Consider the following 14,246-nt stretch of genomic DNA (forward strand, 5'->3'; position numbering starts at 1 on the left):
AATGTAATAATATACAAATATAAATTTTGATAATTCTTTTTATTCGAAAAAGATGAAATTTTTAGATTTTGTTCTATTGATTGATGGTGAAAGGGGCGAATACATGACCACGCTGCTTGAAGTGCAGAACTTAAAAACCTATTTTTTTAGAAAAAAAGAAGCGATACCTGCTGTAGATGGTGTTGATTTCAGTATCAACAGAGGAGAAACTGTCGCATTAGTCGGTGAGTCTGGATCTGGTAAAAGCATTACGTCCTTATCCATTATGGGCTTGATTAACGGCACTGGTGGAAAAATTATGGACGGTTTCATCAAGCTAGATGGCAAGGATCTCGTTACATATGGTGAAAAGGAATTATGCAGCATTCGTGGTAATGACGTGTCGATGATCTTTCAGGAACCCATGACCTCACTTAATCCCGTCCTAACCATCGGGGAACAAATAACAGAAATCCTCATCTATCACAAAAAACTTTCAAAAAAAGAAGCGACAAAAAAAGCGATTGACCTGCTGAAGCTTGTTGGTTTTTCCAGACCGGAACAAATCATCAAAGATTACCCGCACCGTTTATCAGGCGGCATGCGGCAAAGAGTGATGATTGCCATTGCGCTAAGCTGTGATCCGAAGCTCCTCATTGCAGATGAACCGACAACTGCCCTAGATGTTACGATTCAAGCCCAGGTGCTCACATTGATGAAAGATTTATGCACGACATTTGGTACATCGATTCTCCTCATCACTCATGATCTAGGTGTCGTGTCTGAAGTGGCAGATCGAGTCATTGTCATGTACTGCGGACAGGTTGTTGAAAATGGGACCGTCGAAGAATTATTTGATCAGCCGCTGCATCCTTACACAGAAGGGCTGCTTGAATCGATTCCTGTCATTGACGGAGACATACAGCCGCTAACAGCAATAAAAGGGAATGTCCCTGCACCGGATCAGCTTCCAGCCGGCTGCCGATTTGCTCCTAGATGCCCGCAAGTGAAGGAGCGCTGCCTAGGTGAACTGCCTAAACTGAGGACTTTTGAAAATGGCAGAAGCGTCAGATGCTTCTTATATGAGGAGGCAGACCAAACATGACCCTTGCTCAAAATCAACCACATGCAACAGATCTAATAGAGAAAGAAGCCATACTTGAACTGAAACAAATCAAAAAACATTTTCCGATTAAAGCAGGCGTCTTTCAGAAGAAAGTCGGTGCAGTCAAAGCTGTTGACGGCATAGATTTGAAGATTTATAAAGGTGAAACGTTAGGGATAGTGGGGGAATCAGGATGCGGTAAATCAACATTAGGCCGGACCATGATTCGTTTATATGAACCAACTGACGGTCAAATCCTTTTTAAAGGGCAAGATATCTCCCGTGTATCAGAATCAAAGCTAAGACAATCAACACGAAAAAACATCCAAATGGTTTTTCAAGATCCCTTTGCATCACTCAACCCTAGAAAAACACTTCGAAGCATCATCAAAGAACCCTACAAAACACACCACTTATATTCCTTAAAAGAAAGAAATGAAAAAGTAGAACAGCTTTTATCAAAGGTGGGCCTTCATCCAAGCTTTGCAAATCGCTATCCCCACGAATTTTCTGGCGGGCAGAGGCAGCGAATCGGCATTGCTCGTGCACTTGCCATGAATCCTGAAATGATTATCGCAGATGAGCCGGTTTCAGCACTTGATGTATCCATTCAGGCGCAGGTGATTAATCTGATGGAGGAACTTCAGGAGGAATTTGACCTGACCTATCTATTTATCTCTCACGACTTAAGTGTGGTCAGGCACATTAGTGATCGAGTCGGCGTGATGTATCTCGGCAAAATGATGGAGCTTGCCGATAAGCACAGCCTGTACGATGAACCGCTCCACCCATATACACAGGCATTGCTTTCTTCTGTCCCTGTTACCCGTAAAAAAGGTCAGATCAAAAGAGAACGGATCATGCTTCAAGGCGATCTGCCAAGTCCTGCAAATCCGCCAAAAGGGTGCGTATTTCATACAAGATGCCCGTATGCGAAACAAATTTGTAAAGAAAAAATACCAGCATTTCAAGAATTAAAACCAAACCACTTCGTTGCCTGTCACCTCTACGACGCTTAATCGGCTTGGATGAATTCATCTTTGAGAGGGGGGATGAAGCGGCATCTGTCGTCATTTCTAAAAAAGGATAGGGGGAATTGTATATGAAAGGTAGAAATAGAAAATCCATATTGATTAGTTTACTGCTGATCTTCACGCTCATGCTTGCGGCTTGCTCTAGTGGAAATAAAACCTCTGGAGACAGTGAAAAGAAATCCACCGGTAAACCTGTACAGGGCGGAGATCTTGTCATCGGTTCCATTGCAGAACCAACATTATTTAACTCGCTGTATTCAACAGACGTGGCTAGCTCTGATATTGAAGAAAGAATCTACAGCTTTTTACTTCAAACGGACGGAAAGCTGAACCCTCAGCTATCACTCGCAGAAGATATTAAAGAATCTGATGACGGGAAGCAGTTTGATGTGACCATTAAAAAAGGCGTAAAGTTTCATGATGGAGAAGAATTGACAGCTGATGATGTTGTGTTTACATACAGCATTCCGATCAATAAGGACTACAACGGGGAGCGCGGATCAGGATTTGAAGTATTAGATTCAGTTAAAAAGACAGGGGATTACTCAATCGAATTCAAGCTCAATAAAAAAGATCCCTATTTTTATAATGTCACACTAGGAAGCTACGGCATTTTGCCTAAGCATATTTTAGGTGATGTGCCTATAAAAGATCTCGGTGAAAATGAATTTAACCGAAAAAAACCAATTGGTTCAGGTCCATTTAAATTTGCCGAGTGGAAAGAAGGCGACTACGTGAAACTAGAAGCCTTTGACGATTATTGGGATGGACGTCCATATCTTGATACCGTCACGATTAAAACGATTCCTGATCAGAACGCAGCAATTGCCCAGCTTTCAGCAGGTGATATTGATTTCTTTGCTGTACCTGGAGCAGAGCTGCAAACGGCTGAAAAAGTCAGCAACATTAAAATTGAATCTGATTTAGGGCTCAATTATTCATACATTGGCTGGAACCAGAAAAATGATCTCTTTAAAAGTAAAAAGGTCCGCCAAGCGCTGACACATGCCATTGACCGCCAAACGATTGTCGATCAAGTGTTAGATGGAGACGGCAAAGTAGCCAACATTCCAGAAAGTCCGCTGTCATGGAACTACCCTAAAAATGAAAGTGTTCCAGTGTTTGAATTTGATCAAGAAAAAGCGAAAAAGATGCTGAAAGAAGAGGGCTGGGAGGATACAGATGGAGATGGCTATCTTGATAAGGATGGCAAGAAATTCTCCTTTGTTATAAAGACCAACCAAGGAAACAAAGTCCGTGAAGATATTGCTGTCGTTGTCCAGCAGCAGCTCAAAGAAATTGGTGTGGAAGCGAAGCCGCAAATTGTGGAATTCAGCGCACTCATTGAGCAGACGACACCGCCTAAGTGGGATTATGATGCGCTGCTGCTCGGCTGGAGCCTTGCCACATTCCCTGATCAATTCAGCATCTTCCACTCAAGCCAGTCAGAAAAAGGCTTGAATAACATCTGGTATAAAAATAAAGAGGTCGATAAGCTGTTAGTAGATGCCAAGAATTTAAGCGATCGAAAAGAATATTCAAAGGCATATGAAAAAATTTATGAATTGATCGCAGAAGATCAGCCATATACGTTCCTTTATTATGCCAACTCACATCGCGCGATGCCATCTAATCTCCAAGGCTACTCTTACCACCCGAAAGATGAGTATTACAAAATCGAGAAATGGTGGATTGAACAGTAGGCTGCTAGTGAAAGAAGAGGAAAGTTCTCTCCTTTTAGCGTGAAGATATACCCTTTCATTCACCGAGCACCAGTTAGATTGAGAGGGTTCTCATATCACGATGCAATGAAGACAGAGGGCTAAAAGAAAGATCATTTTAGCCCTTTTTCATCACAGTATGGCGATCCGATGAAAAAGGAGTTGTGCATATGGTTACATATATCATTAGAAGGACACTGCTTTCCATTCCCATCTTATTTGGGATTACCATTTTGTCCTTCGCCATTATGAAAGCAGCACCAGGCGATCCGATGTCACTTATGATGGACCCAACCATTAGTGCGGCAGACCGGGAAGCTTTTATTGATAAGTACGGCTTGAACGACCCTGAATATGTGCAGTATATGAAATGGCTTGGCAATATGCTTCAAGGTGACTTTGGCACCTCCATTGTTAAAAAGGGAACGCCTGTGGCTGATTTGATTTTTGCCCGGCTGCCAAATACCCTCATCCTCATGATCTTTTCTACATTAGTCGCCCTGATTATCGCCATCCCATTCGGTGTTCTTTCGGCAAAACGTCCATATACAAAGCTAGACTATGGCATTACATTTACATCTTTTATCGGACTGGCTATTCCGAACTTTTGGTTTGGACTCATTCTAATAATGGTTTTATCTGTGAATTTAGGATGGTTCCCAACAGGCGGCGTCTCTACCTTAAACGCCGATTTTAATGTATTTGACCGGCTTCATCACATCATTTTACCAGCCTTTGTTTTAGCAACCGCTGATATGGCAGGGCTCACCCGGTACACAAGGTCGAGTATGCTTGATGTCATGAGGCAGGATTACATTCGTACCGCAAGAGCGAAAGGCTTTCGAGAAAACAAAGTCATTTTCAAGCACGGGTTAAGAAATGGTCTTATGCCTGTCATTACGATTTTCGGATTGATGATTCCATCCTTTATTGGTGGTGCAGTCGTAGTGGAACAAATTTTCACTTGGCCAGGGCTTGGAAAGCTGTTCATTGATTCTGCTTTTTCGAGAGATTATCCGGTCATTATGGCGATGACTGTTATTTCCGCAGTGCTCGTGGTGGTTGGAAATTTAATTGCGGATATTCTCTATGCGATCGTTGATCCGCGTATTGAATATTAGAAGGGAGCTGAAGCACAATTGGCACAGCCTAATATGGGAACACCTCCTGTTGATCTCAAATTAAAGGAGGGTCTTCCGCCAAAGCCAGAGACGATGCTGCGTTTATTTTGCGAGAAATTTTTCAAAAATAAATTGGCGGTTGCCGGCTCCGTGATCTTATTGGTCATTATCTTTTCAGCCATTTTCGCTCCTGTGATTGCCCCTTACGCACCAGAGCAGCAAGATTTATTAAAACGGCTCCAGCCGCCAAGTGTTGAGCATTTGATGGGAACTGACAAGTTTGGCCGCGATATTTTCTCAAGGGTGCTTTATGGCGCGAGGGTCTCTTTATTAGTCGGTTTCGTTTCGGTGGTCGGTGCGATTACCATTGGCACTGTGGTCGGAGCGGTAGCGGGGTATTTCAAAGGATTTGTTGATTCCTTGTTAATGAGATTTGTGGATGTCGTGTTGTCGATTCCCGACATTTTTCTCTTGATCACGCTCGTTACTATTTTCAAACCAGGCATTGATAAATTGATTTTAATCTTTGCTTTGACCGGATGGACCACAACCGCGAGACTGATCCGCAGTGAATTTTTATCACTGCGAACAAGAGAATTCGTACTCGCAGCAAGAACCATTGGAACGAAAAACCATGTCATCATCTTTTCGCATATTTTACCGAACTGTATCGGTCCTATTATTGTGTCAGCTACATTAAAAGTAGGTTCCGTCATTTTAGCCGAATCAACACTGAGCTATCTAGGGTTTGGCATACAGCCGCCAACAGCGAGCTGGGGCAACATGCTGCAAGATGCACAAAACTTCTCGATTATGGTGCAAGCGTGGTGGTATCCGCTCTTCCCAGGTTTACTGATATTGCTGACCGTTTTATGCTTTAATTTCTTAGGAGATGGACTGAGAGATGCGCTTGATCCTAAAAAGTTAAAGTAATGCCTCATTTTTATGACAAGATGAAAGGGACTCTGCGACACCCTTTCTTTTCTTTATGTCATCAAGAAAAGCATGCCAGCATTCGCTCCGCTTGAAGTTTAATAAAGTTGGAATAATTTCTCTATCCCTTGACCATACTGTGGACAACAGTTTTTATAAAGTGAGGGATTGGTTATGTTATTTCTTCATGACGTATGGGTGAATTGGTTTGAAGGGGAAGAAAATGGCTACAATGTGTGTCATTTTCATGAGTGGCGCAAGGAGGACAGTGTGGAGCTGTTAGATCAAGTACCTTTACTCAAGGTGCAGAGTCCTTTGTATGATTACATAGAGAATGATCTTTCAGAGCTGCCGAAGACGCTGCTAGAATCTGTTTTTGAGAAATCATATATTCGAAAAAATCATGAACGGCGTAAATTAGAATATTGCTTTGTGGTGACAGACGGCATACGAATTATTGCTGTGGATACGATTGGGTATTCTATTCCTGTGAGGAAAAGCCGCTTAATCCCAAGGCAGGAGCAATTGGTGTATGAAATGGTGAAGGATGTGAAGGTTGAGGAATATGAATTCTCTCAGGACCGTCTTGAGTCGGCGAAGGAGTATCACATTTTGTCTTTGCCGCCGCAGCACATCAGCGGATTAACGAGAAAAGAAAGACAGCTGAAGCAGCTAATGTTTATGGCACTCGATCAATTAAAAGGTCTTCAAAACAGGGCGGAGATTGCGTATTGGTATACGGAATGGAATCCGCGCATGTACAATCAAATCAAACGAATGTCATTCGAAGAGATTTGGAACATGCTTTACAATGAAACCATTGATGGATGGTCAGAGAATCATGTAGCATTTTGTGAAAAAATGATTAAGGGACAGCCGTTTTTTGAAAAGCTTTGGGAAATGGAAAACGAATCAAAGGTGAATTAGAAAAAGCTTGCAGCGTGATGTGCTGCAAGCTTTTTTTATTTGCGCTTTCTGCCAAGACCCATTGCATTCTCCATTTTTTTCAGCATTTTGTTTGCTGCGCGGTTTGCTTTTTCAGCACCTTCGTCAAGAATGCGATCAAGCTCGTCTGACTCAATGAGTTCATAGTATCGATCTTGAATTGGTTTTAAAGCATCAACAACGACGTTCGCAAGATCTCCCTTAAACTCACCATACCCTTTGCCCTCATACTTTTGCTCAAGCTCTGCAATCGATATGTTACCTAACACAGAGTAAATCGTCAGCAAGTTGGCAATCCCAGGCTTGTTCTCTTTGTCGTACTTAACGATGCCTTCTGAATCCGTCACAGCACTTTTGATTTTCTTTTCAAGCTGCTTTGGTTCATCTAATAAAGTAATGAACGATTTTTGGTTCGGATCGGATTTGCTCATCTTTTTCACCGGATCTGATAAAGACATAATCCGAGCGCCTTCTTTTGGAATCTTCACTTCAGGTACAGTGAAGATGTCATTGTATTTGCGGTTAAAACGTTCAGCAAGCGTTCTAGTCAATTCAAGATGCTGCTTTTGATCTTCTCCGACAGGGACTAAATCAGTACCATATAATAAGATATCGCCAGCCATTAATGGGGGATACGTTAATAGTCCTGAAACAACCGCTTCCTTACCAGCGGATTTGTCCTTAAATTGGGTCATTCTTTCTAATTCCCCAATATAAGCAACACATTGCAGCATCCATCCTGCCTGGGCGTGAGCAGGTACCTCTGATTGGATAAACAATGTCGCCTTCTCTGGATCAAGTCCAACCGCTAAATAAAGAGCTGCTAAGCTTCTAATATTTTGGCGAAGGGCTAGCCTGTCCTGACTCACCGTAATCGCATGCTGGTCGACTACACAAAAATAGCCGTGATAATCATGCTGCAAATTGACAAATTGCTTCATCGCTCCAATATAGTTCCCCAATGTGACCGAACCACTCGGCTGAATGCCTGAAAAAATTGTCTTCTTTGTCATACTAAAACCTCTTTTCTTCAATATAAAAAGGCCCACCCGTCACTTTTCAACAGAAAAGGGACGAATGAACCGTGGTACCACCCTTGTTATTTCACATGGAAATCACTCAAGACGTTGATATCGGAGACTGCTCCGTCTAAGCCTACTTACTTTCAAAAGTGTTCGGTTAGCTGCTCCAAAGCCCATTCCATACATGCCATTATCTGCTCGCACCAGCCGCAGACTCTCTGTAAATGGTGAATATATGTACTCTTCTTTTTCATCGCAACATTATGTCTATCTATTATAAAGGATGACCATGAAAAAGTCACGAAGCCCTCATGTGACCTTCTCATCATGTCGTTTGACACTTAAAATTTTAGGTAAAATACCAACTATCTGTCAGATTTTTTTAAAAAAGGATGATTAATTATATGTATAAAACATTATTCCTGCTGAATTTGTTAAATTATTTTAATCAATTTCCGCTTTAATTTGTTGAAGTGATTGAGACTTTAGTTTATAAAAATCCCTCTTTATCCCCATTTACGTTTTTTAAAAATATATGAAATTGATATTGCAATAAATTATTCTATTCATTATAATTAATTTGTTCACACGTTTGTGCTAGGCTCTTTACATAGTGAAAATTCAGAAAAAACAAAAGAAATAGAAAGTAAGCTATTTAGGGACTTTTTTACGCTATTTCTTAAATCTGAATCTCATCTTCTATCGAGACCTTTGAACTAAAACATATTATAAGGGGGAATACAGTTGAAAAAGCGTTGGTCTGTTGTTACTTTAATGCTTATTTTCACACTTGTATTAAGCGCTTGTGGTTTCAGCGGAAACAAATCAGGCGACAGCACGAGCAGTTCTGGAGAGGCTAAAACAACACTAAATGTGAATATCTCCACTGAGCCTTTTTCTCTACATCCGGGATTGGCAAATGATTCAACTTCAGGAAGTGTCATCCGTCAGACTTTTGAGGGATTAACAAGAATTAACGCTGAAGGTAAGCCAGAAAATGCAATGGCTTCTGATATCAAAACAAGTGCTGATGGTAAAACATACACATTCACACTTCGTGATGCAAAATGGTCTAATGGTGACCCTGTCACAGCTAAAGATTTCGAATATGCTTGGAAATGGGCATTAGATCCTAAAAATGAATCTCAATATGCTTACCAGCTTTACTATATTAAAGGTGCTGAAGCAGCGAACAAAGGGAAAGCGAAAGTTGCTGATGTTGGTATTAAAGCAAAAGATGACAAAACGCTTGTAGTTGAGCTAGAGAACCCAACACCGTTCTTTACTGAACTAACTGCATTCTATACGTATATGCCAGTCAACAAAAAAGTGGCTGAAAAGAATAAAAACTGGTACACAAATGCTGGTGAAAACTACGTATCTAACGGACCATTCGTTCTTTCTAAATGGAAACATGGCGGTTCTATCACGCTTGAAAAGAACAATGAATACTGGGATAAAGACACTGTGAAATTGAAAAAGATTAACATGTCTATGATCAAAGACACAAACACTGAGCTTAGCATGTTCAAAAAAGGTGAGCTTGATTGGGCTGGTTCTCCAACTGGAAACCTTCCAACAGAATCTTTACAAACATTGAAAAAAGATGGCGGTCTTAAAATTCAAACGATCGCTGGTATTTATAACTACAAATTCAACACAGAATCAAAACCTTTAAATAATGCAAACATCCGTAAGGCCCTTGCATACTCAATCAACCGTCAAGCAATTGTTGACAAAATTACGCAAGGTGAACAAGTTCCAGCAATGGCAATCGTTCCTCCAACAATGGAAGGATTTACTGATAACAAAACTGGCTACTTCAAAGATCACGATGTAGCAACTGCTAAAGAATTTCTTGAAAAAGGTGTGAAAGAATTAGGTTATAAGTCAGTTTCTGATCTTCCAGCATTGAAACTTTCTTACAACACAGATGAAGCTCACCAAAAGATTGCACAAGCAATTCAAGAAATGTGGAAAAAAGATTTAGGTGTGAAAGTTGAACTTGATAACTCTGAGTGGAACGTATACATCGACAAAATCCACAGTGGAGATTACCAAATTGGACGTATGGGCTGGTTAGGTGACTTCAACGATCCAGTGAACTTCCTTGAGCTTTACAAAGATAAAGACGGTGGAAACAACGACACTGGATGGGAAAACAAAGAGTATCAACAATTGTTGAATGATTCTGCGAAAGAAACAGATAAAACGAAGCGTGAAGAAATGCTGAAAAAAGCAGAGAAAATCATCATCGACGATATGCCTATAGCACCAATCTACTTCTACACTCAGCTTTGGGTACAAGATCCAAAACTTAAAGGTGTCGTCGTATCTGGACTTGGTGATGTTCAATACAAATGGGCTCATTTCGAAAAGTAAGATTATAGTGTAAGAGATCTACGGCAAGGATCTTAAGGTATATGGAGGATGTCTCTCCATATACCTTTCTTGCTGATTAGAGAAAATGTTGTAAAATCATGGAGGTGCAATTCCGTTGCTTAAATATATCGGTAAGCGATTAATATATATTTTAATCACACTGTTTGTTATTGTAACTGCAACTTTCTTTCTCATGCAGGCAGCACCTGGTGGTCCATTCTCTGGGGAGAAGAAACTTCCTGCTGAAATTGAAGCAAACCTAAACGAGCACTACGGGTTGGACAAGCCCTTATTTGTTCAATATGTAAGCTACTTAGGTTCAGTTGCAAAATTAGATTTTGGTCCCTCATTTAAATACAAAGGACAAACCGTAAATGACTTAATCGGTTCTGGATTCCCCGTTTCCTTTACCCTCGGAATTGAGGCAATTCTCCTCGCGTTAGCATTTGGTGTATTGTTTGGGGTCCTTGCAGCGCTCTATCATAACAAGTGGCAAGACTATACGATTGCTATTTTAACGATCTTTGGAATCTCAGTTCCAAGTTTCATTTTAGCGGCGCTACTACAATATGTATTTGCATCTGAGGCAAGCATTTTAGCGATTTTCCCAGTTGCAGGATGGGAGTCTTGGGCCAGCACCGTACTACCTTCTATTGCACTTTCCTTCATGCCAATGGCATTTATCGCTAGACTTTCACGGTCAAGTATGCTTGAAGTGCTAAACAGTGACTACATTAGAACGGCTAGAGCGAAAGGATTAACGAAATCAGCTGTTACGATCAAACACGCGATTCGAAACGCATTGTTACCTGTCATTACTTACATGGGACCAATGGCTGCTTCAGTTTTAACAGGTAGTTTTGTCGTGGAGAAGATTTTTGGCATTCCTGGATTAGGCTCTCACTTTGTCACAAGTATTACAAACCGTGATTACACCGTCATCATGGGTGTCACAGTCTTCTACAGTATTATTCTATTAATCAGTATTTTAGTCGTTGACATCCTCTACGGTATTATCGATCCTAGAATTAAACTGACGAAGGCGAAGAAAGGGGTCTAACACATGGAAGAGATGAGAAAAGACTTATTTGTGCCGGCGACGGCTGATGCAGCAGAATCTGAAAAAATTTCTAAACCTAGTCTATCTTTATGGAAGGATGCTATGCTTCGCTTCCGTGCAAATAAACTTGCAATGGTTGGGCTTACAATTATTTTCATTGTTGTGATGCTGGCGATCTTCGTTCCGGTGTTTTCTAAATATGATTACTCTACGACAGATTTGCTTAATGCAGATCAGCCGCCTTCAAAAGAGCACTGGTTCGGTACGGATGATTTAGGCCGAGACATGTTTGTTCGTACATGGGTTGGGGCAAGAATTTCGATCTTTATCGGTCTTGCAGCAGCTGTTCTTGACGTGATCATCGGTATTATCTGGGGAAGTATTGCTGCATTCAAAGGCGGACGTACGGACGAAGTGATGATGCGTATCGCAGATGTTTTATGGGCAATCCCAACACTATTAATGGTTATTTTAATGATGGTTGTTCTGCCAAAAGGATTATTAACGATTATCCTCGCCATGACAGTTGTAGGCTGGATTAACATGGCACGTATTGTTCGGGGACAGGTTTTACAATTGAAGAGCCAAGAGTACGTTCTTGCCGCACAAACATTAGGTGCGAAAACATCTAGACTTTTATTTAAACACTTGATTCCAAACTCAATGGGACCAATTCTTGTCACGATGACACTAACAATTCCTTCGGCTATTTTCACGGAGGCATTCTTAAGCTATCTAGGGCTTGGTGTACCAGCTCCATTAGCTAGTTGGGGAACAATGGCGTCTGACGGAATTCCAGCCATGACTTACTACCCGTGGAGATTATGGTTCCCAGCCGCATTTATCTGTATTACAATGTTTGGTTTTAACGTGGTTGGAGACGGACTAAGAGACGCTTTAGATCCGAAGTTGCGTAAATAAGGAGTGATTAGGATGGAACGTGAACGTATTCTAGAGGTGAAAGACCTTGCAATCTCATTTAAAACATATGGTGGAGAGGTTCAAGCCATTCGTGGTGTGAACTTCCACTTAAATAAAGGCGAGACACTTGCTATTGTAGGTGAATCTGGCTCTGGTAAAAGTGTGACATCACAGGCCATCATGAGATTAATTCCGATGCCGCCGGGTTATTTCAAGCGCGGACAGATCCTGTTTGATGGGCAAGATATTGTCAAGAAAACTGAAAAACAAATGCAAAACATTCGAGGAAAAGACATCTCAATGATCTTCCAAGATCCGATGACTTCCTTGAACCCAACGATGAAGGTCGGGAAACAAATTACAGAAGTGCTGTTCAAGCACGAACAAATTTCAAAAGAAGCGGCTGAAAAAAGAGCCATTGAATTACTGGAGCTTGTTGGAATTGCAATGCCTGAAAAAAGAATCAAACAATACCCACACGAATTTAGTGGCGGGATGAGACAACGGGTTGTCATTGCGATGGCACTTGCAGCAGATCCAAAGCTATTGATTGCCGATGAGCCGACAACAGCTCTAGATGTAACAATTCAGGCGCAAATTTTAGAATTAATGAAAGAAATTCAGCAAAAGGTTGAAACGTCAATTATCTTTATTACGCATGATCTTGGTGTTGTCGCCAACGTCGCTGATCGTGTAGCTGTTATGTATGCAGGTCAGATTGTTGAGACAGGAACTGTGGATGAAATTTTCTACAATCCACAACATCCGTATACATGGGGACTATTGGCATCAATGCCAAGCCTAGACACAGATGGCGGAGCTGAAGGAAAGCTGACTGCAATCCCAGGAACACCGCCAGATCTGACAAACCCGCCGAAAGGAGATGCATTTGCACTCCGAAGCGATTATGCAATGAAAATTGACTTTGAACAAGAACCGCCAATGTTCAAAGTATCAGATACGCATTATGTGAAATCATGGCTACTTCATCCAAATGCACCTAAAGTTGAACCGCCTGCTGCTGTAAAGGCGAGAATGCGTGAACTAGAAGGTAGCTACGAAAAACCTGTATTAGTAAAAGAGGGTGAATAGCATGGCAGAAAAATTGTTAGAAATCAAAAATTTAAAGCAGCATTTCCATACAGCAAGAGGAACGGTGAAAGCAGTTGACGGCGTTTCATTTGATATTTACAAAGGTGAAACACTAGGTCTTGTAGGTGAGTCTGGATGTGGTAAATCCACTACGGGCCGATCCATCATTAGACTTTATGATGCGACAGATGGCGAGGTTCTTTATAAAGGAGAAAATGTACACGGGAAGAAATCAAGACAAAAAATGCTTGAGTTCAACCGTCAAATGCAGATGATCTTCCAAGATCCATATGCCTCACTGAACCCTAGAATGACAGTCCTTGATATCATTGCAGAGGGCATCGACATTCATGGCCTTGCGAAAACAAAGCAAGCGCGTAAAGAGCGTGTGTACCAGTTGCTTGAAACCGTTGGATTGAACAAAGGGCATGCAAACAGATATCCGCATGAATTCTCTGGTGGTCAAAGGCAGCGTATCGGAATTGCCCGTGCATTAGCAGTTGAGCCAGATTTTATTATTGCCGATGAACCAATATCTGCATTAGATGTGTCGATTCAAGCACAGGTCGTTAACTTAATGAAAGAACTGCAAGAAGAAAAAGGCTTAACGTATTTATTCATTGCCCATGACCTGTCCATGGTAAAATACATCAGCGATCGTATTGGCGTGATGTATTTCGGGAAATTGGTAGAGCTGGCACCAGCGAATGAATTATACGAAAATCCGCTTCATCCATATACAAAATCATTACTATCTGCGATTCCGCTTCCAGATCCAGATTATGAGCGTAACCGCAAACGAATCAAGTATGATCCGTCCGTTCACAAAGGAACAAACACTGATTTCCGTGAAGTGAAGCCAGGTCACTTTGTGAGCTGCACAGAGGAAGAATTCAAAGAGCTTCAGGCAAAACAATTATAAGAAGGAAGG

The 14,246-nt window shown here is 41.3% G+C and carries 12 protein-coding genes and 1 other annotated feature; of the genes, 11 read left to right on the top strand and 1 reads right to left on the bottom strand.

Annotated elements, in window-relative coordinates; genetic code table 11:
- Nucleotides 1–103 precede the first annotated feature (103 nt).
- The 6 genes from MKZ05_RS05715 (at nt 104) to MKZ05_RS05740 (ending at nt 6,820) form a co-directional block, all read left to right on the top strand.
- Complete coding sequence (locus tag MKZ05_RS05715) at nt 104–1,084, top strand: ABC transporter ATP-binding protein (RefSeq protein ID WP_327840120.1); 981 nt, start codon at nt 104–106, stop codon at nt 1,082–1,084.
- Nucleotides 1,081–2,103 (top strand): dipeptide ABC transporter ATP-binding protein, encoded by a 1,023-nt coding sequence (locus MKZ05_RS05720; protein WP_309216408.1) that lies wholly within the window; start codon nt 1,081–1,083, stop codon nt 2,101–2,103. The genes MKZ05_RS05715 and MKZ05_RS05720 overlap by 4 nt, the downstream gene beginning before the upstream one ends.
- A gap of 83 nt (nt 2,104–2,186) precedes the next feature.
- Nucleotides 2,187–3,821 carry a peptide-binding protein gene (locus MKZ05_RS05725; RefSeq protein WP_050945295.1) on the top strand — a complete coding sequence of 545 codons (1,635 nt, stop codon included), beginning with the start codon at nt 2,187–2,189 and terminating at the stop codon, nt 3,819–3,821.
- 188 nt (nt 3,822–4,009) lie between these two features.
- Nucleotides 4,010–4,960, top strand: a complete 951-nt coding sequence (locus tag MKZ05_RS05730; RefSeq protein ID WP_050945293.1) for an ABC transporter permease — start codon at nt 4,010–4,012, stop codon at nt 4,958–4,960.
- Between the two features lie 33 nt (nt 4,961–4,993).
- Nucleotides 4,994–5,893 (top strand): oligopeptide ABC transporter permease, encoded by a 900-nt coding sequence (gene opp4C, locus MKZ05_RS05735; RefSeq protein ID WP_003212337.1) that lies wholly within the window; start codon nt 4,994–4,996, stop codon nt 5,891–5,893.
- Nucleotides 5,894–6,067: 174 nt separating this feature from the next.
- The gene (locus MKZ05_RS05740; RefSeq protein WP_339161765.1) at nt 6,068–6,820 is read left to right on the top strand and encodes a YjbA family protein; all 753 of its coding nucleotides are present in this window, start codon (nt 6,068–6,070) and stop codon (nt 6,818–6,820) included.
- A 35-nt stretch (nt 6,821–6,855) separates the two neighbouring features.
- Here the strand turns inward: MKZ05_RS05740 and trpS are convergent, their stop codons facing one another.
- Nucleotides 6,856–7,851, bottom strand: coding sequence for a tryptophan--tRNA ligase (gene trpS, locus MKZ05_RS05745; protein WP_339161768.1), 996 nt, complete (start codon nt 7,849–7,851; stop codon nt 6,856–6,858).
- Nucleotides 7,852–7,904: 53 nt separating this feature from the next.
- Nucleotides 7,905–8,123, bottom strand: a binding site (T-box leader).
- 481 nt (nt 8,124–8,604) lie between these two features.
- On the opposite strand from trpS, the gene MKZ05_RS05750 reads away from it, so the two are divergent.
- The 5 genes from MKZ05_RS05750 (at nt 8,605) to MKZ05_RS05770 (ending at nt 14,237) form a co-directional block, all read left to right on the top strand.
- Complete coding sequence (locus tag MKZ05_RS05750) at nt 8,605–10,242, top strand: peptide ABC transporter substrate-binding protein (protein ID WP_050945285.1); 1,638 nt, start codon at nt 8,605–8,607, stop codon at nt 10,240–10,242.
- A 115-nt stretch (nt 10,243–10,357) separates the two neighbouring features.
- Nucleotides 10,358–11,302: an ABC transporter permease gene (locus MKZ05_RS05755; protein WP_050945284.1), complete on the top strand. Its 945-nt coding sequence runs from the start codon at nt 10,358–10,360 to the stop codon at nt 11,300–11,302.
- 3 nt (nt 11,303–11,305) lie between these two features.
- A complete protein-coding gene (locus MKZ05_RS05760; RefSeq protein WP_050945283.1) occupies nt 11,306–12,223 on the top strand; it encodes an ABC transporter permease in 918 nt (305 codons plus the stop codon).
- Between the two features lie 3 nt (nt 12,224–12,226).
- A complete protein-coding gene (locus MKZ05_RS05765; RefSeq protein ID WP_095117782.1) occupies nt 12,227–13,315 on the top strand; it encodes an ABC transporter ATP-binding protein in 1,089 nt (362 codons plus the stop codon).
- 1 nt (nt 13,316) lies between these two features.
- Nucleotides 13,317–14,237, top strand: coding sequence for an ATP-binding cassette domain-containing protein (locus MKZ05_RS05770; RefSeq protein WP_106035866.1), 921 nt, complete (start codon nt 13,317–13,319; stop codon nt 14,235–14,237).
- Nucleotides 14,238–14,246 lie beyond the last annotated feature (9 nt).

Source organism: Bacillus sp. FSL M8-0277 (assembly GCF_037975305.1).
In the GTDB taxonomy this organism is placed as follows: Bacteria; Bacillota; Bacilli; order Bacillales; family Bacillaceae; genus Bacillus; species Bacillus pumilus.